At 71.4% G+C, this 21,424-nt stretch carries 24 protein-coding genes; 14 read left to right on the forward strand and 10 right to left on the reverse strand.

Translation table 11 applies throughout. The features are described 5' to 3' along the window. Window positions 1-9: 9 nt before the first annotated feature. Window positions 10-396 (forward strand): YkvA family protein, encoded by a 387-nt coding sequence (locus ACFQZY_RS17175; RefSeq protein ID WP_377418087.1) that lies wholly within the window; start codon window positions 10-12, stop codon window positions 394-396. A gap of 7 nt (window positions 397-403) precedes the next feature. Here ACFQZY_RS17175 and ACFQZY_RS17180 read toward each other — a convergent pair whose 3' ends face one another. Further along, complete coding sequence (locus ACFQZY_RS17180; RefSeq protein WP_377418089.1) at window positions 404-673, reverse strand: SemiSWEET transporter; 270 nt, start codon at window positions 671-673, stop codon at window positions 404-406. Window positions 674-727: 54 nt separating this feature from the next. On the opposite strand from ACFQZY_RS17180, the gene ACFQZY_RS17185 reads away from it, so the two are divergent. Beyond that, the gene (locus ACFQZY_RS17185; protein WP_377418091.1) at window positions 728-1,291 is read left to right on the forward strand and encodes a restriction endonuclease; all 564 of its coding nucleotides are present in this window, start codon (window positions 728-730) and stop codon (window positions 1,289-1,291) included. A gap of 24 nt (window positions 1,292-1,315) precedes the next feature. On the opposite strand, the gene ACFQZY_RS17190 is transcribed toward ACFQZY_RS17185, so the two are convergent. Continuing rightward, window positions 1,316-1,675, reverse strand: a complete 360-nt coding sequence (locus ACFQZY_RS17190; protein WP_377418093.1) for a cupin domain-containing protein — start codon at window positions 1,673-1,675, stop codon at window positions 1,316-1,318. 31 nt (window positions 1,676-1,706) lie between these two features. After that, the gene (locus tag ACFQZY_RS17195) at window positions 1,707-2,744 is read right to left on the reverse strand and encodes an AraC family transcriptional regulator (protein WP_377418095.1); all 1,038 of its coding nucleotides are present in this window, start codon (window positions 2,742-2,744) and stop codon (window positions 1,707-1,709) included. Between the two features lie 95 nt (window positions 2,745-2,839). On the opposite strand from ACFQZY_RS17195, the gene ACFQZY_RS17200 reads away from it, so the two are divergent. From ACFQZY_RS17200 to ACFQZY_RS17240, 9 genes are read left to right on the forward strand one after another with little or no spacing between them, the layout of a single operon-like run. Beyond that, on the forward strand, window positions 2,840-4,447 hold the full coding sequence (locus ACFQZY_RS17200) for a carboxyl transferase domain-containing protein (RefSeq protein ID WP_377418097.1): 1,608 nt from the start codon (window positions 2,840-2,842) through the stop codon (window positions 4,445-4,447). A gap of 39 nt (window positions 4,448-4,486) precedes the next feature. Further along, window positions 4,487-4,738: a type II toxin-antitoxin system VapB family antitoxin gene (locus ACFQZY_RS17205; RefSeq protein WP_377418099.1), complete on the forward strand. Its 252-nt coding sequence runs from the start codon at window positions 4,487-4,489 to the stop codon at window positions 4,736-4,738. Then, a complete protein-coding gene (locus tag ACFQZY_RS17210) occupies window positions 4,725-5,126 on the forward strand; it encodes a PIN domain nuclease (protein ID WP_377418101.1) in 402 nt (133 codons plus the stop codon). Before ACFQZY_RS17205 ends, ACFQZY_RS17210 begins: the two co-directional genes overlap by 14 nt. Window positions 5,127-5,150: 24 nt before the next feature. Then, window positions 5,151-5,930, forward strand: coding sequence for an enoyl-CoA hydratase/isomerase family protein (locus ACFQZY_RS17215; protein ID WP_377418103.1), 780 nt, complete (start codon window positions 5,151-5,153; stop codon window positions 5,928-5,930). A 22-nt stretch (window positions 5,931-5,952) separates the two neighbouring features. Next, entirely contained in the window at window positions 5,953-7,947 is a 1,995-nt protein-coding gene (locus ACFQZY_RS17220) for an acetyl/propionyl/methylcrotonyl-CoA carboxylase subunit alpha (RefSeq protein ID WP_377418105.1), read from the forward strand. A gap of 20 nt (window positions 7,948-7,967) precedes the next feature. After that, entirely contained in the window at window positions 7,968-8,876 is a 909-nt protein-coding gene (locus tag ACFQZY_RS17225; protein WP_377418191.1) for a hydroxymethylglutaryl-CoA lyase, read from the forward strand. After that, the gene (locus ACFQZY_RS17230; RefSeq protein WP_377418107.1) at window positions 8,876-9,379 is read left to right on the forward strand and encodes a YbaK/EbsC family protein; all 504 of its coding nucleotides are present in this window, start codon (window positions 8,876-8,878) and stop codon (window positions 9,377-9,379) included. The genes ACFQZY_RS17225 and ACFQZY_RS17230 overlap by 1 nt, the downstream gene beginning before the upstream one ends. Continuing rightward, window positions 9,379-9,615, forward strand: coding sequence for a DUF1289 domain-containing protein (locus tag ACFQZY_RS17235; protein WP_377418109.1), 237 nt, complete (start codon window positions 9,379-9,381; stop codon window positions 9,613-9,615). The genes ACFQZY_RS17230 and ACFQZY_RS17235 overlap by 1 nt, the downstream gene beginning before the upstream one ends. A gap of 22 nt (window positions 9,616-9,637) precedes the next feature. Next, window positions 9,638-10,276 carry a 2-hydroxychromene-2-carboxylate isomerase gene (locus ACFQZY_RS17240; RefSeq protein WP_377418111.1) on the forward strand — a complete coding sequence of 213 codons (639 nt, stop codon included), beginning with the start codon at window positions 9,638-9,640 and terminating at the stop codon, window positions 10,274-10,276. Window positions 10,277-10,281: 5 nt separating this feature from the next. Here ACFQZY_RS17240 and ACFQZY_RS17245 read toward each other — a convergent pair whose 3' ends face one another. From ACFQZY_RS17245 to ACFQZY_RS17255, 3 genes are all read right to left on the reverse strand, one after another. Beyond that, window positions 10,282-10,848 carry a hypothetical protein gene (locus tag ACFQZY_RS17245; RefSeq protein ID WP_377418113.1) on the reverse strand — a complete coding sequence of 189 codons (567 nt, stop codon included), beginning with the start codon at window positions 10,846-10,848 and terminating at the stop codon, window positions 10,282-10,284. A 66-nt stretch (window positions 10,849-10,914) separates the two neighbouring features. Further along, complete coding sequence (locus tag ACFQZY_RS17250) at window positions 10,915-11,265, reverse strand: hypothetical protein (protein ID WP_377418115.1); 351 nt, start codon at window positions 11,263-11,265, stop codon at window positions 10,915-10,917. Window positions 11,266-11,280: 15 nt separating this feature from the next. Next, window positions 11,281-11,592 (reverse strand): hypothetical protein, encoded by a 312-nt coding sequence (locus tag ACFQZY_RS17255; RefSeq protein ID WP_377418117.1) that lies wholly within the window; start codon window positions 11,590-11,592, stop codon window positions 11,281-11,283. 101 nt (window positions 11,593-11,693) lie between these two features. Here ACFQZY_RS17255 and ACFQZY_RS17260 point away from each other — a divergent pair, with 101 nt between their 5' ends. The 3 genes from ACFQZY_RS17260 (at window position 11,694) to ACFQZY_RS17270 (ending at window position 14,075) form a co-directional block, all read left to right on the forward strand. Beyond that, window positions 11,694-12,005: a DUF4212 domain-containing protein gene (locus ACFQZY_RS17260; protein ID WP_377418119.1), complete on the forward strand. Its 312-nt coding sequence runs from the start codon at window positions 11,694-11,696 to the stop codon at window positions 12,003-12,005. Between the two features lie 176 nt (window positions 12,006-12,181). After that, on the forward strand, window positions 12,182-13,852 hold the full coding sequence (locus tag ACFQZY_RS17265; protein ID WP_377418121.1) for an MFS transporter: 1,671 nt from the start codon (window positions 12,182-12,184) through the stop codon (window positions 13,850-13,852). A 76-nt stretch (window positions 13,853-13,928) separates the two neighbouring features. Next, window positions 13,929-14,075, forward strand: coding sequence for a hypothetical protein (locus ACFQZY_RS17270; RefSeq protein WP_377418123.1), 147 nt, complete (start codon window positions 13,929-13,931; stop codon window positions 14,073-14,075). A 112-nt stretch (window positions 14,076-14,187) separates the two neighbouring features. On the opposite strand, the gene ACFQZY_RS17275 is transcribed toward ACFQZY_RS17270, so the two are convergent. From ACFQZY_RS17275 to ACFQZY_RS17290, 4 genes are all read right to left on the reverse strand, one after another. Further along, window positions 14,188-14,886 carry a hypothetical protein gene (locus ACFQZY_RS17275; RefSeq protein WP_377418125.1) on the reverse strand — a complete coding sequence of 233 codons (699 nt, stop codon included), beginning with the start codon at window positions 14,884-14,886 and terminating at the stop codon, window positions 14,188-14,190. A 112-nt stretch (window positions 14,887-14,998) separates the two neighbouring features. Continuing rightward, window positions 14,999-16,543 carry a methyl-accepting chemotaxis protein gene (locus tag ACFQZY_RS17280; protein ID WP_377418127.1) on the reverse strand — a complete coding sequence of 515 codons (1,545 nt, stop codon included), beginning with the start codon at window positions 16,541-16,543 and terminating at the stop codon, window positions 14,999-15,001. 35 nt (window positions 16,544-16,578) lie between these two features. Then, complete coding sequence (locus ACFQZY_RS17285) at window positions 16,579-18,291, reverse strand: methyl-accepting chemotaxis protein (protein ID WP_377418129.1); 1,713 nt, start codon at window positions 18,289-18,291, stop codon at window positions 16,579-16,581. Window positions 18,292-18,422: 131 nt separating this feature from the next. Further along, window positions 18,423-21,383 carry a PAS domain S-box protein gene (locus tag ACFQZY_RS17290; RefSeq protein WP_377418131.1) on the reverse strand — a complete coding sequence of 987 codons (2,961 nt, stop codon included), beginning with the start codon at window positions 21,381-21,383 and terminating at the stop codon, window positions 18,423-18,425. Between the last annotated feature and the right edge of the window lie 41 nt (window positions 21,384-21,424).

Genomic DNA, 21,424 nt, shown 5'->3' on the forward strand with positions numbered 1-21,424 from the left:
GGCCAGGCCATGGCGCGCTGGCGAGACCGCACCCGCACCTGGGCCCGGAGCGTCAAGCGCGACGGGGTGAGCCTGTGGTTCGCGCTGCGCGACCCGCGCACGCCCTGGCCGGCGAAGCTGCTGGCGGGCATCGTCGTGGCCTACGCCCTCAGCCCGATCGACCTGGTGCCGGACTTCATCCCGGTGCTCGGCTACCTGGACGACGTGATCCTGCTGCCCGGGCTGATCTGGCTCACCGTACGGCTCATTCCGGACGATGTCCTCGCCGATTGCCGCGCCCGCGCCGAGGCCTGGATGGAGGCCCGCGGCCGCAAGCCGCGCTGGTGGCTGGGGGCGGTGCTGGTCGTGGCGGTTTGGGTGGCCGTGATGGTGGGCCTGTGGCGGTGGCTCGCCTGATGCGGGGCTACCTCTGCCCGGGCGGGTGGTAGCAGACCTTCATCGCCAGCACCGCGCACGACAGCGCCAGCGTGATCGCGTTGGCCACGATGATCGGCCACGCGCCCTGCAGCCACCCGTATGCCAGCCACAGCGCCACGCCGAGGGTGAACAGGCTGTACATGGTCAGCGAGATGCCGCTCACGTCGCGCGTGCGGAAGGTCTTCCAGGCCTGGGGCAGGAAGGCGGCGGTCGTGAGGGTGGCGGCCGCATAGCCGATCAGGTCTTTGAGCTCCATCGCGGCGGGAATTGTCCCATTGCCCGGCACAATCGCCCGGTCATGAAATTCCGGATGGCCCCCAATTCCCTGTTCGCGGTCCTGCTTCGCAAGCCGTGGTGGATCAGCCTGTTGGTCGCGGCCGTCGTCGCCGTGATCCCCTTCGCCCTGATGCCGAAGGACCTCGCCCCCTACGCGGCGGCCGGCTGCGCGCCCTTCCTGATCATCTCGGCCCTGGCCCTCAAGCGCCAGTGGCGCCTGCCCAGCGCGGCGCAGGTCGAGGCCACCACGAAAGCCGTCTCCGCCATGGGCTGGGAGGCCTTCCGCGGCGTGCTGGAGCAGGCCTTCGCGCGGGAGGGCTACGAGGTCGAGCGCCTGCACGGCGCCGCCGACCTGTGCCTGCGCAAGGGCGGCCGCAGCGTGCTGGTGGCGGCGCGCCGCTGGAAGGCCGCGCGCCAGGGAGAGGACGCGCTGCAGGCCCTGCAGGCCGTGCGCGAGGCGCAGGACGCGGGCGGCGCCATGTTCATCGCGCTCGGCGAGGTCAGCCCCCAGGCGCGCGCCTTTGCCGACGCCCGCGGCATCGCCCTCGTGCAGGGCGAGGCGCTGGCCCAGCTCCTGCGCGGCGTGGCGCTGCGCTGAGCCGGCGCCGGCAGGTTTTCCGCGCTAGGTTTCCTGTGGCCCGGTGCCGGCGTCGCCGGCATGCAGCACCAGGGTCGCCAGCACCGCGCTGTCCGCCCGGGCGCGCAGCCCGTGCACCTGGCCCGGCGGCAGCAGCACCAGCTGGCCGGGGCCGAGGCGGCGCACGCCGCCGGGCATCACCACCTCCACGTCGCCCTCCAGGCAGTGCAGGGTGCATTCGTCGTCGACATGGCGCAGGGGGTGGTCCTGGTGCGCGCGCAGCACCAGGTGCAGCAGCTGCAGGCGGCCGGCCTTGATCAGGCTGGTGCTGACGGCGGCGCCCAGCTGCGGGCCCAGGGGGCCGATGTCGATGACGTCCAGCGGGCGGGCATGAGGCAGGGCCATGGCGGGGCTCCTCTCACTCGGTGGGCGCACTCTACTCCGCGCGCACGCGCTCGCGGTACTCGGCGGGGGAGAAACCGGTCCAGCCGCGGAAGGCGCGGATGAAGCTCTTCTCGTTCAGGAAGCCCACCGCCGCCGCCACCTGCTTGACCGGCCGGCCGGTGCGATGCAGCAGCTCGCGCGCCCGCGCCGAGCGCACCTCGTCCTTCAGCGCCTGCAGGCTCGCGCCTTCCTCGCGCAGCTGGCGGTGCAGCGTGCGGGCCGACAGATTGAGCAGCGCCGCGACGCCGTCGGCGTTGTGCGCCGCCTCGGGGTGGGCGGCCAGGGCCTGGCGCACCTGCTGCACCAGCAGCCGGTCGCGGCGGTACTGGCGCACGGTGAGGGGCAGGGCGCGCTGCAGCATCTGGCGCAGGGCGGCCTCGTCCCGGCTCACGGGCAGGGCGAGGTAGCGCGCGTCGAAACGCAGGGCGGCCTGGGCCGCGCCGAAGGCGAGGGGGCCGGGGAACATGTGGCCGAAGGCGTCCGCATGCGCCGGCGCCTCGAAGGGGAAGGCCGCCCCCTGCAGCGGGATGCGCGAGTCCACGTACCAGCAGGCCAGGCCGTGGATGTTCCGCAGGATGTGGACCAGGCTGAACTCCCGCGCCTGCGGGGCCAGCGCCAGGTGCGCCGGCGACTCCTCGACGACCAGGCTGGCGGTGTCGCCGGTGGTGACCAGCCGCAGCAGCAGGTCCCGCGTGAGCAGGGCATGGTGGCGGCACCAGCGCCGCAGGGCCAGGCCCAGGTCGGGCGCGGTGAGCGAGGCGCGCGCCAGCATGCCGTAGCTGCCCCAGGGCAGCGCCCGGCCGAAGGCGCCCAGGGCCTCGTCGTCCAGCGCCTGCATGGCGGCGCCGGACAGCCACTCCATCTGCAGCGCGGTGATGCGCCCCCGCGGATTGAGCAGCTGCGATGGCGTGATCTGTGCCTGCTTCAGGACGCCTGCCGGGTCCAGGCCCCGCCGCCGGATCGCGTCCGCAATGACCCGCGCATAGGCCATGGGGGTGACGGCGGCGGGCAGTGCGGGGGCGGCGGACATGGCCGAAAGTATCCATGTCGATGGCGTGATTTGCAACCTCGCTGGCAGCACGCCGGCGACGCTCTTGCCTACAGTGGCGGGCAGCGAGGAGACCCATGCCCACGATCGAGTCCCAACTGAATCCCCGGTCCGCCGACTTCCAGGCCAATGCCGCCGCCATGCGCGGGCTGGTCGGCGAGCTCGAAGCCCAGGTCGCCCAGGCCGCCGCCGGCGGCGGCGAGGCGGCGCGCGCCAAGCACACCGCCCGCGGCAAGCTGCTGCCCCGCGAGCGGGTGCAGATGCTGCTGGATCCCGGCACCCCGTTCCTGGAGCTGTCGCCCATGGCGGCCCACGGCATGTACAACGGCGATGCGCCCTGCGCCGGCGTGATCGCCGGCATCGGCCGCGTCAACGGCGTCGACTGCATGGTCGTGTGCAACGACGCCACGGTGAAGGGCGGCACCTACTACCCGATGACGGTGAAGAAGCACCTGCGGGCCCAGGAGGTGGCGCAGCAGAACGGCCTGCCCTGCATCTACCTGGTGGACTCGGGCGGCGCCAACCTGCCGCAGCAGGACGAGGTCTTCCCCGACCGCGACCACTTCGGCCGCATCTTCTACAACCAGGCCCAGATGTCCGCGCAGGGCATCCCGCAGATCGCGGTGGTCATGGGCTCGTGCACCGCGGGCGGCGCCTACGTGCCGGCCATGAGCGACGAGACCATCATCGTCAAGAACCAGGGCACCATCTTCCTGGGCGGCCCGCCGCTGGTGAAGGCCGCCACCGGCGAGGTCGTGACCTCCGAGGACCTGGGCGGCGGCGACGTCCACACCCGCCTTTCCGGCGTGGCCGACCACCTCGCGCAGAACGACCTGCATGCCCTGGCCCTGGCGCGCCAGGCCGTGGCCAGCCTGAACCGCAAGAAGGCGGTGCCGGTGGCCCTGCAGCCGCCGCGCCCGCCCAAGTACGACCCCAGCGAGCTCTATGGCGTGGTGCCCACCGACACCCGCAAGCCCTTCGACGTGCGCGAGATCATCGCCCGCATCGTCGACGGCTCGGAGTTCCACGAGTTCAAGGCCCGGTACGGCGCCACCCTGGTGTGCGGCTTCGCCCACATCGAGGGCATGCCGGTGGGCATCGTCGCCAACAACGGCATCCTGTTCTCGGAGTCGGCGCAGAAGGGCGCTCACTTCATCGAGCTGTGCGGCCAGCGCAAGGTGCCCCTGGTGTTCCTGCAGAACATCACCGGCTTCATGGTGGGCCGCAAGTACGAGAACGAGGGCATCGCCCGCCATGGCGCCAAGATGGTGACCGCGGTGGCCACGGTCAACGTGCCCAAGTTCACCGTGATCATCGGCGGCAGCTACGGCGCCGGCAACTACGGCATGTGCGGCCGCGCCTACTCGCCGCGCTTCCTGTGGATGTGGCCGAACGCGCGGATCTCCGTCATGGGCGGCGAGCAGGCCGCCAGCGTGCTGGCCACCGTGCGCCGCGACGGCATCGAGGCCAAGGGCGGCACCTGGAGCGCGCAGGAGGAGGCCACCTTCAAGCAGCCGCTGCTGGACCAGTTCGCCCACCAGTCCCACCCGTACTACGCCACCGCCCGCCTGTGGGACGACGGCATCATCGACCCGGCCGACACGCGACGTGTGCTGGCGCTGGGGCTGTCGGCCTCGCTGAACGTGCCAATTCCGGACGCGCGGTTTGGCGTATTCCGCATGTAAAGCGTAGAGTGTGTATGAAACATCTCAACAGTACACATCATGCGCACGAACATCGAGATCGACGACGCGCTCATGGCCAACGCCATGAAGGCCGGCCCGTACAAGACCAAGAAGGACGCGGTCGAGGCGGGCCTGAAGCTGCTGGCGCGGCAGGCCGCGTACCGCGAGATCCTCCAGTGGCGGGGGCGGCTGCATTGGGAGGGCGACGAGTCGATCGACTGGACCGCCCCGGCCCCCGCCTCGCCGACGGTGCAGGAAGCCTCCGCCAAGCACCGCCGTGCTCGTCGTTGATTCCAGCGTCTGGATCGACTTCTTCGCGGACCGGCCGCAGCCGGCCTGCGACGTGCTGGCCCGCCTGCTGGATGAAGGCGAGGTCCGCCTCGTGGTGCCGGACCTGGTCTTGTTCGAAGTGCTGCGGGGCTTCCGCCACGAGCATGAATGGCGCCGGGCCCGTGCCCTGCTCGAGGCACTCGATGTCGAGCCCGCGAGCGACCCCGGCCTGGCCGTCGAGGCCGCAACCCACTACCGCGCGCTGCGCGCGGCGGGCGTCACGGTGCGCAGCCCGCTCGACTGCCTCATCGCCACCTTCTGCATCGACCGCGGCTACGCCCTGCTGCATCGCGACCGCGACTTCGATGCCTTCGAGGAATTGCGCGGCCTGCGCGCCTGGAACCCCTGAACCTCAGCGCGCCAGGAGGGCCGCATGAACCACCTGGACCTGACCTTCAACGCCGGCGTGGCCACCGTCACGCTCAATCGTCCCGAGGTGCGCAACGCCTTCAACGACGAGGTGATCGCCGAGCTCACCGCCGTCTTCGGCGAGCTGGGCCACCGGGCCGAGGTGCGCGCCATCGTGCTGGCCGCCAACGGCCCGGCCTTCTGCGCCGGCGCCGACCTGAACTGGATGAAGCGCATGGCCGGCTACAGCCGCGAGGAGAACCTCGCCGACGCCTCCGCCCTCGCGCGCATGCTGGAAGTCATCGCCAACTGCCCCCGGCCCACGGTCGCCCGCGTGCAGGGCGACGTGTACGCCGGCGGCATGGGCCTGGTCGCCGCCTGCGACATGGCGGTCTCGGCAGACACGGCGAACTACTGCCTCAGCGAGGTGAAGATCGGCCTGATCCCCGCCACCATCAGCCCCTACGTGATCCGCGCCATGGGCGCGCGCGCCGCGCAGCGCTACTTCCTCACCGCGGAGCGCTTCTCCGCGGCCGAGGCGCACCGCATCGGCTTCGTGCACGAGGTGGTGCCCGCCGCCGAACTCGACGCCCGGGTGGCCGCGCTCACCGGCGCGCTGGTCTCGGCAAGCCCCGAGGCGGTCAAGGCCTGCAAGCGGCTGGTGCACGACGTCGCCGGCCGCGAGGTCACGCCGGCGCTGATCCAGCACACCGTGGAGGGCATCGCCGACATCCGCGCGAGTGCCGAGGGCAAGGAGGGCGTGCGCGCCTTCCTCGAGAAGCGCAAGCCGTCCTGGCTGCAGTGATAAGCGAGCTAGCGGAGAGACCATGTTCAAGAAGATCCTGATTGCCAACCGCGGTGAGATCGCGTGCCGCGTGGCCGCCACCGCCCGCCGCCTCGCGGTGAAGACCGTGGCCGTGTATTCCGATGCCGACGCGAACGCCAAGCATGTGGCCGCCTGCGACGAGGCCGTCCACATCGGCGGCAGCGCGCCCAAGGACAGCTACCTGCGCTGGGAGCGCATCATCGAGGCCGCCCAGGCCACCGGCGCCCAGGCCATCCACCCCGGCTACGGCTTCCTCAGCGAGAACGAGGAGTTCGCCCAGGCCTGCGCCGACGCCGGCCTGGTCTTCATCGGCCCGCCGCCCTCGGCGATCCAGGCGATGGGCCTGAAGGCCGAGTCCAAGCAGCTGATGGAAAAGGCCGGCGTGCCCCTGGTGCCCGGCTACCACGGCAGCGAGCAGGACCCCGAGTTCCTCAAGGGCGCGGCCGGCCAGATCGGCTACCCGGTCCTGATCAAGGCCAGCGCCGGCGGCGGCGGCAAGGGCATGCGCGCCGTCGACCGGGCCGAGGATTTCGATGCCGCGCTCGCCTCCTGCAAGCGCGAAGCCGCCAACAGCTTCGGCGACGACGCGGTGCTGGTCGAGAAGTACGTGCAGCGCCCGCGCCACATCGAGATCCAGGTGTTCGGCGACACGCACGGCAACTACGTCTGGCTGTTCGAGCGTGACTGCTCGGTGCAGCGCCGCCACCAGAAGGTGCTGGAGGAGGCGCCCGCGCCCGGCATGACCGAGGCCCTGCGCCGGCAGATGGGCGAGGCCGCGGTGGCCGCCGCCCGCGCGGTGCACTACGTCGGCGCCGGCACGGTGGAATTCATCGTCGAGCAGAAGCCCTCGGGCGAGATGAGCTTCTTCTTCATGGAGATGAACACCCGCCTGCAGGTGGAGCACCCGGTGACCGAGGCCATCACCGGCCTGGACCTGGTGGAGTGGCAGCTGCGCGTGGCCTCGGGCGAGCCGCTGCCGCTGAAGCAGGAGCAGCTTCGCATCACCGGCCATGCCATCGAGGCGCGCATCTGCGCCGAGAACCCGGACAACAACTTCCTGCCCGCCACCGGCACGCTCGCGGTCTACCGCAAGCCGGCCTGCACCAGCTTCGAGCGTTCGCCGGTGCGCGTCGACGACGGCGTGCGCGAGGGCGACGCGATCTCGCCGTTCTACGACTCCATGGTCGCCAAGCTGATCGTGCACGGCGCCACCCGCGAGGAGGCGCTGGCGCGGCTGGACGAGGCGCTGGCCCAGACCCACATCGTGGGCCTGGCCACCAACGTGCAGTTCCTGCGCCAGGTGGCCCGCAGCCGCTCCTTCGCCCAGGCCGACCTGGACACCGCGCTGATCCCGCGCGAGCAGGCCGCGCTGTTCCACCAGCAGCCGGTGCCGCTGCCCCTGGCTGCCGCCGCCGCCGTGGCCCGCGCGCTGCTCGACGAGCGCGCCCTCGAGGGCGCCGACCCCTTCAGCCGCCGTGACGGCTGGCGCTCGCACGGCGTCAACGCGCGCCGTTTCGAGTTCGACTTCGCCGGCGAGCATGTCAAGGCGCTGCTCACCTACCGCCACGACGGCAGCCTGCACCTCGCGGTGGGCGAGGCCGAGGGCCTGCTCGCCTTCGAGGGCGCGGGCGACGATATCGACCTGCGCTTCGCCGGCTGGCGCGAGCGCGTGAGCGTCTACGCCCAGGGCGAGACCGACCATGTCTTCGCCGCCCGTGGCGCGGCCGCCATCGTCTCGCTGGACCTGCTGGCCCATGCGGGCGAAGGCCAGTCCGAGGGCGGGCGCCTGACCGCGCCGATGCCGGGCAAGGTGATCTCCTTCGCGGTCAAGGCCGGCGACACCGTTGCCAAGGGCCAGCCGCTGGCGGTGATGGAGGCGATGAAGATGGAGCACACCATCGCCGCGCCGGCCGATGGCACGGTGGCCGAGGTGCTGTATGCCCCCGGGGACCAGGTGGCCGAAGGCGCCGAGCTGCTGAAGCTGGCCGCGGCCTGAGGAACAATCACGCCATGTCCATGAACTATCCCCGCCAGGTCGCCATCGTCGACGTCGGCCCGCGCGACGGCCTGCAGAACGAGAAGCAGCCCGTGCCCGCCGAGGTCAAGATCGGCCTCGTCCACCGCCTGCAGGCCGCCGGCCTGCGCGAGATCGAGGCCACCAGCTTCGTCAGCCCCAGGTGGGTCCCGCAGATGGGGGACAACGCCGAGGTCATGGCGGGCATCCAGCGCCGGCCCGGCGTGTGCTACTCGGTGCTCACGCCCAACATGAAGGGCTTCGAGGGCGCGGTGGCCGCGGGCGCCGACGAGATCGTCGTCTTCGGCGCGGCCAGCGAGGCCTTCAGCCAGAAGAACATCAACTGCTCCATCGCCGAGAGCATCGAGCGCTTCGCGCCGGTGGTCGAGGCGGCGCTGGCGCGCGGCATCCGCGTGCGCGGCGCCATCTCCTGCACGGTGGGCTGCCCGTACGAGGGCGAGGTCGCGCCGGCGCGGGTCGAGATGGTGGCGCGCCTCATGAAGGAGATCGGCGTGCAGCTGGTCGGCGTGGCCGACACCATCGGCGTGGGCACGCCGCTGAAGGTGCAGCGCGCGCTGGAGGCGGCGCTGAAGCACTACGACGTCGACCATGTCGCGGGCCATTTCCACGACACCTACGGCCAGGCCCTGGCCAACACCCTGGCCTCGCTGGAGCTGGGCGTGTGGCACTTCGAGTCGTCGGTCGCCGGCCTGGGCGGCTGCCCGTACGCCAAGGGCGCCACCGGCAACGTCGCCACCGAGGACCTGGTGTTCATGCTGCACGGCATGGGCATCGAGACCGGCATCGATCTCGACCAACTGGTCGACGCCGGCGCCTACATCAGCGGGTTCCTGGGCCGCAGGCCCAACTCGCGCGTGGCCACCGCCCTCCTGAACCAGCGGGCCGGCTGATGTGCGGCGCCGAGCTCCAGGCCCTGCCTGACGGCGTGCAGCGCGTCGCCCGCGTGCTGCAGGACGCCGGCCACCCCCATGCGCCGGTGATGCTGGACGACGCGGCCCGCACCGCGCAGCAGGCTGCCGACGCCCTGGGCATCGCGCTGGGGCAGATCGCCAAGAGCATCATCTTCCGGCGCAAGGCCGACGGCGCGGCGGTGCTGGTCATCGCCTCCGGGGACCGGCGCGTCGACGAGAAGAAGGTCGATGCCCTCGTCGGCAAGACCGGGCGGGCCGATGCCGACTTCGTGAAGGCGCGCACCGGCTTTTCCATCGGCGGCGTCTCGCCCGTGGGGCATGCCGAGCCGCCGGTGACGCTGATCGACCGCGACCTGTTCCGCTTCGAGGTGGTCTGGGCCGCCGCGGGCCACCCGCACGGCGTCTTCCAGCTGCGCCCGCAGGACCTGGAGCGCCTGACCGGCGCGCCGGTCGCCGACGTGGTCAAGGAGCACGCCGCATGATGGACGCTGGCACGGCCGCCGCGCTGCGGGCGCGCGCCCGCGAGGTGCTCGAGGGCGAGGGCGCGGGCCCGGCGCCGTCGCCCTGCACCTCGGTGTGCCGCATGGACCCGGCCAACGGCCTGTGCGACGGCTGCCTGCGCAGCATCGACGAGATCGCCGGCTGGGGCATGCTGCCCGACGCGCAGCGCCGCGCGGTGTGGCGACTTCTCGAACAGCGCGCCGCGGCGCTGGCCTGACCTGACCTCACCTGGAGCGGCCATGAAGCAGATCACCTGCTACCTCGACTTCATCTCGCCCTATGCCCACCTGGCCTTCGAGCACCTGCCGCAGGCGCTGGAGGGCCTCAGCTACGCGGTGGCCTACCGGCCGGTGCTGTTCGCCGGCATGCTCAAGCACCATGGCCAGCTCGGCCCCGCCGAGATCGCGCCCAAGCGTGACTGGACCTACCGGCAGGTGCTGTGGCAGGCGCACCGCCACGGCATCGAGCTGCGCATGCCGGCCTCGCACCCGTTCAACCCCCTGCCGCTGCTGCGCCTGGCGCTGGCCTGCGGCGAGGGCGGGCGCATCAACCGCTACGTGGCCGAGACCGTGCTGCGCCATGTCTGGCGCGGCGGCGCCGACGCGGCGGACCCGCAGCGCCTGGCGGCGCTCACCCAGGCCCTGCAGCCGGCGCGCGACCCGGCGGGCGAGGCGGTGAAGGCCGAGCTCAAGGCCAACACCGACGAGGCCATCGCCGCCGGCGCCTTCGGCGTGCCCACCTTCGCGGTCGACGGCCGCCTGTTCTGGGGCTTCGACAGCCTGCCCATGCTGCGGGCCTGGCTGGAGGGGGATGCCTGGTTCGGCGGTGGCGACTGGGAAGCGGCGCAGGCGGTGTCCGCAGGGGTGCAGCGGCGCTGAGCGACTCAGCTCCGGCGTGAGAACGCCGAGGCGCGGCCGGTGCGGATCACGGCAACGATCCGGTCGGTCCACTGCAGGATCTCGGCCCAGCGCGCCGGGTCATCGCGGCCCAGGGTCCGCCGCAGCTTCTCCTCGCGGCTCGTGAAGCACTCGGCCTCGACCGCGCAGGGCAGGGCCAGCGTGAGGTCCGTCGCGTCGCAAGGCAGGCCGAGGCGGCAGGGGACCAGGCTGTAGGCCGCGGCGATCGCGGGATCTTCCGAGAGGGGGTAGGGCTGGCCGTCGAACCACACGGCCATGCCGCCTTGCTTCATCGCACCCAGGGACAGGCGCCAGCCGATGTCCTCGAACAGCCAGGGATCGGCCGTGGCCAGGACGGCAGCCACCGCCGCCTCGCGCAGGGCGGGATCGGGCGAGCGGCCCTCCCGGTGGAGCCGAAGGGGCAGCTTTGCCAGCGGGTCGCCCTGGGTGTCGGCCTCGCCGTACAGGGTGTCCAGTCGCTGTGCCGTGAGTTCGTCGTCCGCGAAGCTCGCGCAGCGCGCCTGGAGGTACTGGAAGGCCTGGAGCTGGGCCATCTGCTGCCGGGGGCCGGCCTGCGGGGGCGTGGCGGGCTGGGGGGCCTGCAGGTCGGGGTGGCCGCCTCAAACGTGGGCGCACCAGCGAACCGCCTGGGCGGCGTAGAAGACGCCCCCGGACCGGGGTTGCTTCAATGCCGAGAGGCTGAAGGAGCGCAGGTCCAGGGTCGTGGCGAATGCGCGCACCAGCGACGCCGTGCGTCGCGGGGACTCAGGGGGGCGTGCCGCATCGACGGGTTGCGCCGTGTGGTCGACCGCCAGGGGCCGAGTCCGGGCGGATGGTTGCGCCTCGAATGCGGTGGGCGCCGCTGGGGCGCTGCGGCTCCAGATCCTGGATCCCACGGCAAGGGTGGCGACCGCCGCACCCGAGGCCAGGATGGCCAGGCCGATGATGCGAATCGTCGACGGGTTCCTCATGCTCGGTCCTCCTGTTCAAGGTCGCATGGAGCCAGGGATCGGGGTCTGGGACAACTTGTCGGATGAAAGCCGGTCATTGGGCAGTACAGGCCACGATTCGCGAATGCCGTCTGCGTAGGTCACCGTAAAAGTGCGGTAACTCAATCCATCGATCGTGTAGGTCGAGCGGTTGCCGAACCCGTATTGCGCGATCAGATTCCGCAGGATCAGGTCGTCGAAGACGGCCGTTGCGGCCATCCACCTATCCATGAGGTCGTCTGTCGACTTCGTTGGCTTGAGCTCCTGGCCGATGAGGGCCACCCCGCAGCGTCCGGGGCGCCGGTCCATCGGTGGGCCCCTGATGGCACATCGCTCAGGGTTGAGGCGGGGTGCGCCCGGATGGCCGGGCACCGGCCGAGTCGCGGACAATGGCCCTGTCCAGCCTGCCGATGACCGACCCCTCCGACAACCACCGCCTCTACTGGCGCAAGACCCTGCGCCTGACCGCCGCCCTGCTGGCGGTGTGGTTCGCCGTGACCTTCGTCGTGCCGTTCTACGCCCGGGAGCTGAGCTTCGACTTCTTCGGCTGGCCCTTCAGCTTCTGGATGGGCGCCCAGGGCGCGCTCATCGTCTACGTGCTGATCATCTTCATCTACGCACGCTGCATGCAGCGCCTCGATGCCGAGCACGGCATGAACACCGACGAGGGATCCGACACGGGAAAACCCCAATCACCCGGCCACCCCCCTGCGGAGGGGTGAAAACCGCCGGATTGAGTCGATGTGAAATGGTTGTGCCGGGTTTCCCCTTGGTTTGTCAGGCGCGGATAAGTTTCGCGCAAGCTTGTGTTGGTTTGGAGAAAGGCCAGGGTCAGAGCCTCTCCAAAGAATGACTCCAGGTGCCCCTGTCGGGCGCTGACTTCTACAGGAGACATCCCATGGCAAGTTCTGCCGAAATCCGGCCGATGACCTCGGAGGAGAAGAAAGTCATCTTCGCCTCGTCGCTCGGCACCGTGTTCGAGTGGTACGACTTTTACCTGTACGGCTCGCTCGCCGCGATCATCGCCAAGCAGTTCTTCGCGGGCCTGGACCCCAGCGCCGCGTTCATCTTCGCGCTGCTGGCCTTCGCCGCGGGCTTCATCGTGCGACCCTTCGGCGCGCTGGTGTTCGGCCGCCTCGGCGACATGATCGGCCGCAAGTACACCTTCCTGGTGACCATCCTGCTGATGGGCCTGTCCACCTTCATCGTGGGCATCCTGCCGACCTACGCCAGCATCGGCGTGGCCGCTCCCGTCATCCTGATCGTGCTGCGCATGCTGCAGGGCCTGGCCCTGGGCGGTGAGTACGGCGGCGCCGCGACCTACGTCGCCGAGCACGCCCCGCACGGCCGCCGCGGCGCCTACACCGCCTGGATCCAGACCACCGCGACGCTGGGCCTGTTCCTGTCGCTGATGGTGATCCTGGGCACCCGTACCGCGATCGGCGAGGCCGCCTTCGCCGACTGGGGCTGGCGCGTTCCCTTCATTGTCTCGATCCTGCTGCTGGCCATCTCGGTCTGGATCCGCCTGACGATGAACGAGTCCCCCGCCTTCCAGAAGATGAAGGCCGAGGGCAAGACCTCCAAGGCCCCCCTGGCCGAGTCCTTCGGCCAGTGGAAGAACCTGAAGATCGTGCTGCTCGCCCTGTTCGGCCTCGTCGCCGGCCAGGCCGTGGTCTGGTACTCGGGCCAGTTCTACGCCCTGTTCTTCCTGACCTCGGTCCTGAAGGTCGACGGCGCCACCGCCAACATCCTGGTCGCCCTGTCGCTGATCATCGGCACCCCGTTCTTCGTGGTGTTCGGCGCGCTGTCCGACAAGATCGGCCGCAAGCCCATCATCCTGGCCGGCCTGCTGCTCGCCGTGGTGACCTACTTCCCGCTGTTCAAGATGCTGACCAACGCGGCCAACCCCGACCTGGCCGCCGCGCAAGCCAAGAACCAGATCGTGGTGACCGCCGCCAAGGGCGACTGCTCCTTCCAGGGCAACCCGGTGGCTCGCGAGATCGACTTCACCAAGTCCTGCGACATCGCCAAGCGCTTCCTGGCCCAGAACTCGGTGTCCTATGACAACGCGGTGGCTGCCGAAGCCGGCCCGGCCAAGGTCAAGATCGGTGACAAGGAAATCGTGGCGCCCGTCGCCAAGGTCGTGAACTCCAAGTTCGACGAGGAGAGCGCCAAGGCCATCGCCGCCTTCAAGAAGGAAGTGACCGACGCCCTCAAGGCCGCCGGCTACCCCACCAAGGCCGACCCGGCCAAGGTCGACAAGGCCACCATCGTGATCATCCTGTCGATCCTGGTGATCTACGTGACCATGGTCTACGGCCCGATCGCCGCCATGCTGGTGGAGCTGTTCCCGACCCGCATCCGCTACACCTCGATGAGCCTGCCGTACCACATCGGCAACGGCTGGTTCGGTGGCCTGATGCCCACCATCGCCTTCGCGATGGTCGCCCAGAACGGCAACATGTACTACGGCCTCTGGTACCCCATCGTGATCGCTGCCGCCACCTTCGTGATCGGCCTGCTGTTCGTGCGTGAGACCAAGGACGTGGACATCTACGCCAACGACTGAACGCGATAGCAAAGCCTGAAGGGCCGCCGCGAGGCGGCCCTTTGGAGTCTGCTTTCAAACTCTGGAGAAGAACACCATGTGGAAGATCTTTGTCGGCTTCATCGTTTTTGCCGCCCTGGCCCTGTTCGTGATCATGAAGGGGGGGGACAACCTCGACATGGGCGGCGAGAAGCACGGCACCGAGACCACGGCCCATGAGCCGGCACCCGCCGCCTCGAAGTAAGGCACCGCCCCAACGACAAAGCCGCGCCCGAGGGCGCGGCTTTTTTGTGTGCGGCCTTCGTGGGCCGCCGGCGCGGCGGTTCGACCGGTGCGACCGCGCCGACGGCGCAGGCTCAGCGCCAGCGCAGGGGCGGCGCGCCCAGCAGGGCGGCCGGGTAGACCGCCTCCAGCGGCAGGGTGTACTCGGCGTAGCCGGTGTCGTCGCGCTGGCAGCCGGCCTCGCCGGGCAGGCGCCACGAGCGGATCCAGCTGTCCTGCGGACGGTTGCGGGCGAGGTAGATGAAGCGGCCCTCGGGCTCGTCCACCGCGAAGGCGATGGCGTCGAAGCCGGCCGCGCTGGGGTGCACGGAGACCTCCGGCGTGCCCGAGCAGTCGGGGCGGCGGTACACCAGCATCAGGGGTGCGTTGGTCCCCCAGGCCAGGCTGTCGCCGTAGTGGCAGCGCGTGCCGTCGCAGCGCATGTCGGGCGCCAGCCCGGCGATGACCGTGCTCAGGCCGTTGACCCGGGCGACCACCAGGGGCTCGTGGGTGAGGAAGCCGGGATGGGCCCGTCCGACCGGCCGGCCCGTGCGGTCCACCAGCAGCAGGCCGGCGGCGCCCTCCGCCGGCGGCGCCACCAGGGGCGGGCGGGCCGCGCCCGCCAGCTGCGAGGCGGGCATGCGGTTGGGGCTGGCGACCGGCGTGCCCTCGCGCTTGCGCGCGAGCCCGGGCGGCAGGCCGGCCGCGGCATCGAAGGGGGGCGCCGCGAGGGCCTCCCCTACCGTGAAGGCCGCGGACAGGCCGGCCAGGACGAACAGCGTGAAAAACCTCATGGAATTCCTCCTTGTTTCGGGAGGCGCCACGATAGGAGGCCGGGCCACGGCCGCCATCACCTGTTTCAAACTTTTTCCCGGCTGAGTCTCCACGGCCGGGAAGGCCCCCGGTTCAGGTGGCCGCGAGGCGGAAGACCGAGACCACGCCGACCAGGTTGCGGGCCTGCGACTGCAGGCTGTCGGAGGCGGCGGCGCTTTCCTCGACGAGTGCGGCGTTCTGCTGGGTGGTGGTGTCCATCTGGTTGACGGCCTCGCCGATCTGGGCGACGCCGGCGCTCTGCTCGGTGGAGGCGCGCGAGATGCTGGCCATGAGGTCGGACACGCGCTGGATGGCGTCGACGACTTCGCCCATGGTGGTGCCGGCCTGGTCGACCAGGGCGCTGCCTTCGCCCACGCGCTCGACGCTGGTGGTGATGAGGTCCTTGATCTGCTTGGCGGCCTCGGCGCTGCGCTGGGCGAGGGTTCGCACCTCGCCGGCGACGACGGCGAAGCCGCGGCCCTGCTCGCCGGCGCGGGCGGCCTCGACGGCGGCGTTGAGGGCCAGGATGTTGGTCTGGAAGGCGATGCCGTCGATGACGGAGATGATGTCGGCGATCTGGCGCGAGGAGTCGTTGATGCCCTTCATGGTCTCGACGACCTGTCGCACGACCTCGCCGCCGCGCTGGGCGACGCCGGAGGCCTCGCTGGCCAGGCGCGAGCCCTGCTGGGCGTTGGCGGCGTTCTGTTCGACGGTGGAGGCCAGCTCCTTCATGGAGGCGGAGGTCTGCTCCAGGGCGCTGGCCTGTTCCTCGGTGCGGCTGGACAGGTCGGTGGTGCCCTGGGAGATCTGGGCGCTGGCGGTGGCCACGCCTTCGGCGCCGGAGCGCACGTTGTGGACGATGGCCGCGAGGCTGTCCTGCATGCGCTTGAGGGCGGCCATGAGGCTGGCGGAGTCGCCGTTGCGCAGGGTGATGGGGGCGCTGAGGTCGCCGTCGGCGACGCGGCGGGCCAGGGCGGCGGCCTCGGCGGGCTCGGCGCCGAGCTGGCGCGTGATGCCGCGCACGATCCACACGCCCAGCACCGCAGCCATCGCGATGGCCAGGACCAGCATGGCCAGCAGCCAGCGCTGCGCCTGCGCGTAGGTGTCGCGCGCGGTGGCGGCGGCTGCCTTGGAGCCTTTCTCGTTGACCGCGGCGACCGTGCGCAGGTCGACGATCATGGCGTCGAAGGCGGCGCGCGACTCGCCGTCGTACAAGGCCCTCGCGGCATCGCCGGCGCCGTCGCGCGAAAGCGCCAGCAGCTTGTCCTGCGCCGCGAGGTAGCGGGCGCGGTCACGGGCGTAGGCCTCGAAGCCGGCGCGTTCCTCGCCCGGCGCGGCGATGTCGTCGTAGGCCTTGTCCTTCTTCAGGAAGTCGGCGTTGAAGCCGGCCAGGCGCTTTTCGATGTCGGCCTTCTGCGCGGGCGTGGCCGCCATCACGTGGTCGGCCTCGGTGCGGCGGATGCGGTTGGCGGCGGTGCGCAGGTCGTTGACCGCGTTGATGCGCGGGAGCCAGCGTGCGTCGGTCTCCGCCGCGCTGGCGCTCACGCGCGACAGCCGCTCGGCGCCGAGGCCGCCCACCCCCAGGGTCAGCCCCAGCATCAGGGTGAAGGCCAGGCCCAGGCGCTGGCCGAGTGTCATGGCGTTGCTTCGCATGGCGTGCTACCCGGCGGGTGTCAGAAGCTGTTCCACTCGTCGTGGGTGCCGGTCGCGGCCGGGGCAGCGGCCGGCACCGCGGCGGGGGCCGGGCGCGGCTTGAAGCTCGGGCGCACCACGTTGCCGGCCGGGGCCTTGGCCGGGGCGGCGGTGGGCGCCGTCACGGCGGGAGCCGGGGCGCGCGAGGCGGTGCCCAGCTTGAACACGGCGACCGTCTCCACCAGCTGGCCGGCCTGCGAGCGCAGGCTGTCGGAGGCGGCGGCGCTTTCCTCGACGAGTGCGGCGTTCTGCTGGGTGGTGGTGTCCATCTGGTTGACGGCCTCGCCGATCTGGGCGACGCCGGCGCTCTGCTCGGTGGAGGCGCGCGAGATGCTGGCCATGAGGTCGGACACGCGCTGGATGGCGTCGACGACCTCGCCCATGGTGGTGCCGGCCTGGTCGACCAGGGCGCTGCCTTCGCCCACGCGCTCGACGCTGGTGGTGATGAGGTCCTTGATCTGCTTGGCGGCCTCGGCGCTGCGCTGGGCGAGGGTGCGCACCTCGCCGGCGACGACGGCGAAGCCGCGGCCCTGCTCGCCGGCGCGGGCGGCCTCGACGGCGGCGTTGAGGGCCAGGATGTTGGTCTGGAAGGCGATGCCGTCGATGACGGAGATGATGTCGGCGATCTGGCGCGAGGAGTCGTTGATGCCCTTCATGGTCTCGACGACCTGTCGCACGACCTCGCCGCCGCGCTGGGCGACGCCGGAGGCGTCGCTGGCCAGGCGCGAGCCCTGCTGGGCGTTGGAGGCGTTCTGTTCGACGGTGGAGGCCAGCTCCTTCATGGAGGCGGAGGTCTGCTCCAGGGCGCTGGCCTGTTCCTCGGTGCGGCTGGACAGGTCGGTGGTGCCCTGGGAGATCTGGGCGCTGGCGGTGGCCACGCCTTCGGCGCCGGAGCGCACGTTGTGGACGATGGCCGCGAGGCTGTCCTGCATGCGCTTGAGGGCGGCCATGAGGCTGGCGGAGTCGCCGTTGCGCAGGGTGATGGGGGCGCTGAGGTCGCCGTCGGCGACGCGGCGGGCCAGGGCGGCGGCCTCGGCGGGCTCGGCGCCAAGCTGGCGCGTGATGCTGCGCACGATCCACACGCCCAGCACTGCGGCCACGGCCATGGCCAGGACGATCATGGCCACGCTCCACACGATGGCGGAGCGGTAGGCCGCGGCGGCCGCGGCGACGGCTGCGTCCGAGGCCTTGTCATTGACCTCTACGAGCCTGCCGATCTCGCCGACCAGGGCGTTGAAGGCGGCGCGCGAGTCGCCGCGGAACAGGGCCTTGGCCTCGGCGAGGGTCTTGTCGCCACCGCGCGACACCGCGATGACCTTGGGCTGGATCTCGAAGTAGGTCGCGGTCTGCTTGCGCAGGGCCTCGTAGGCCTCGCGCTCGGCGGGCGACGCCACCAGGCGGTCGTAATCGCGCAGCTTGGTCTCGTAGGAGGCCTTGAGGTCGGCCAGGCGCTTCTCGAGCCCGTCCATCTCGGGGAGGTCGCTGGACAGGAGATGGTCGGCTTCCACCCGGCGAATCTGGTTCGCGTTGGCTCGCAGGTCGCCCAGCGCCTTGATGCTGGGTAGCGAGTTGGTGCCGATCTCGACGGTGCCGGCATTGACCTGGGCGAGGCGGCTGATCGCGAAGCCGCCGACCAGCATGGTCAGCATCACCATCGCGAGGAAGGCCAGCCCCAGCCGGGTGCGGAGTTTCATGGTCTGGGTGTTCATGGGCGCAAGGACAGGAAGGTGGTCAAGGGGGCTGCGGGACGTTGCAGCTCCGGGGAGCTCCACCTTAGGTCCTGGCCGGCGCCGGCCAAGCGCCGAAAACCGGCAGGAAACCGGCCTTATCCGCGATCGGTCTGCGCCTCGGCCGACGGCAGCAGCTCGGCGATGCGCTGGCACAGCTCGTCGATGCCGGCCGGCTTGTCGAACAGGCAGTTCACGCCGGCCTCGGCCGCGCCGGCTCGCAGGTCGGCGCTGAGGTGGCCGGAGGCCACGATCACCGGCAGGCCGGGCCGCAGGCGGCGCGCGGCGCGGGTGAGGTCCAGGCCCGACATCTCGGGCATGTTGTAGTCGGTGATCAGCAGGTCGATGTCGTCGGCGTTCGCCTCGATGAAGGCCAGCGCGCGGGGGCTGCTGTCGAAGCCGCTGACGCGGAACCCCTGGCCCTCCAGGACCGCGGTGACCATGGCCACCATGGCCTCATAGTCGTCCACATACACCACGTGGCGGCCGCTCCCTTCGGGCGCTGCCGCCTCGGGCCGAGGTGCGGGTGCGGGTGCGGGTGCGGGGGCCGTCTCCGGCGGCAGGGGGACCGGCGCCGGCGCCAGGCGCGAGGGCGGCAGGCGCACGGACTCCGGGTCGAACCGCCCGTCCGCCGGCGGCGCGATGGGCAGCAGGATCTCGAAGCGGCAGCCCTTGCCGGGCGCGCTGGTCACCGAGATGCGCCCCTGGTGCGCCTCGACGATGCCCTGGACGACGGACAGGCCCAGGCCGGTGCCCTCGCCGTCGGGCTTGGTCGTGAAGAACGGCTCGAAGACGCGGGCCTGGGTGGCCGCGTCCATGCCGTTGCCGTTGTCCTCGAACACCAGGCGCACCCAGGGCGCGTCCGGCTCGCGCTCGATCGCCACGTCGATGCGGCCGGTGCGCTGGCCCATGGCCTGCCAGGCGTTGGTGCCGAGGTTCATCACCACCTGGTGCAGCTGCGTCGCGTCGGCGCGCACCGGGGCATGGGTGTCCTCGCCGCGCAGCGAGATCGTCACGCCCGAGGGCAGGGTGGCGCGCAGCAGGTCCACCGCCTCGCGCAGCACCGGCCCCAGCGGCTGGCGCACGAAGACCGCGGGCTGCTTGCGGCTGAAGGTCATGATGCGCTTGACCAGCTCGCGCGCGCGAAAGCCCGCGCTGTTGATTTCCTTGAGGTAGTGCGCGGTCATCGCGGCCTCGCCCAGGTGGCCCTGCGCGAGCCGGGCGTTGCCCAGGATGGCGGCGATCACGTTGTTGAAGTCGTGCGCGATGCCGCCGGCGATGCTGCCCAGCGCCTCCATCTTCTGCGACTGCCGCAGCTGGTTCACCAGGGCCGCCTGCGCCGCCTGCGCCAGGTGGCGCTCGGTCACGTCGTGCAGGATCACGCTGCTGCGGTGGCGGCCGCCGCTGTCCATCCAGGCGCTGAAGGCGGCCTCCAGGTGCACGGTGGTGCCGTCCGGCCGGGCCACGGTGAACTGGCCGCGTGCCTGGCCGGCGAAGCGGCATTCCTCCAGCGCCAGGTCCAGCGCGTTCTCCTCGCTGCGCAGCACCTCCAGGCCCCGCTCGAGGACCTGCGCCTCCGTCAGCCCCAGCAGGCGGCAGGCGGCCGGGTTGACGCGGCCGACCTCGCCCACGTCGTCGCCCAGGAGCAGGCCGTCCAGGTTGTTCTCGAACAGCAGCCGGTAGGACTCCTCGCTGTCACGCAGCTTGGCCTCGGCCGCCAGGCGCGCGGTGATGTCCCGCAGCACCACGGAATACAGGGGCTGGCCATCGATCTCGATGGTGGAGATGGAGGCGTCGGCCGGGAACTCCTGGCCGTCCGCGCGCAGCGCCCAGATATGGCCGCCGCGGCCCATCGAGCGGGGCGTGGCATGCGTGTGGGAGAACTGCTGCATGTGCCGCGGGTGGGCGGAGCGGAAACGCCGGGGCAGCAGGAGGCCCACGGGCTGGCCCAGGGTGTCGACCGGGTCGCGGCGGAACATGTCGGCCGCCGCAGCGTTGAACACCACGATGCGCTGATTCGAGTCGACGGTGATGATGGCGTCCATCGCCGACTCGATGATGCCGGCCAGCCGCTGTTCGCTGGCGCGCAGGCGAGCCTGCGCCCGGTCGTGGCGGGCGATGGCGAGGGCCAGCGCGGCGCCGCCGGCGAGCAGCAGCGCGGTCACGGCCAGGGCCGTCCACCGGTAGCGGGCATTGCGGTCCGCCACCGACTGCATGACGCCGGCAAAGGAGGTCCCCACCATCGCGGTCAGGCCATAGTTCTCGATGGATCGCCAGCTGTAGAAGCGGCGCACGCCGTCCACCGGGCTGTCGGCGACGGCGTGGCCGATGGCCTGGTTCGCGACCTCCTTGCGCAGCGGGGCGTTGCCCTGCGTGTCGCCGAGCCTGTCGCCGAAGCTGTAGTCGGAGCCGGTACGCCGCGCGCGGCTGCGGCCGTCGCTTCCGAGCAGCACGATCACGTCGCTGTCGCCCAGCGGCGCCTTCTGGAAGAACTCGAGGAAGGCGCGGGGGTCGAGGCGCGCGTAGACCACGCCGATGAAGTTGCCCTGCCGGTCCAGCAGCGACCGCGAGAGGGTGGTCACCCAGCCCTCGCCGGTGACATCCCGCTCGGGCACCTGGACATAGGCCTGCCAGGGGTCGCCGCTGCGGTGGTGGGCGCGCAGGCGCTCGGTCCAGCCGGTGGGCAGCTGGCCGTCGTCCCCGGCGCGGCGGCCGCGGTCGTCCGCCAGCCCGATGCGCAGGCCCCGCTGGGCCAGGTGGCGCGGCACCCCGGCCTCGCCGGCCAGCATGCGCTCGACGAGCTCGCGGTCGTCGGACAGCGTCAGCAGCGCCTCGTCCAGCGTGCGCAGCACCAGGTGCACCTGCTGCTCGTGCGCCAGGGCCAGGCGGTCGTTGCGCTCGGCCTCGTCGATGCGGGCCTCCGCCATTTCATGGGCGCCGCGGTCCAGCGTGAACCACCACATGGCGCCCAGGGCCAGGCAGACCACGGCCGCCAGCGCCGTCAGCCTGGAGGCCAGGGTCTGGGGGTGGAGGGTGGGCAGCAGGCGGGAAGCGATCATGGGCAGGTGGCGGACGGGTGTCCGCAGACTGAAGCATAGGC

This window comes from Ramlibacter sp. GCM10027632 (assembly GCF_042675325.1).
Classification (GTDB): Bacteria; Pseudomonadota; Gammaproteobacteria; order Burkholderiales; family Burkholderiaceae_C; genus Ramlibacter.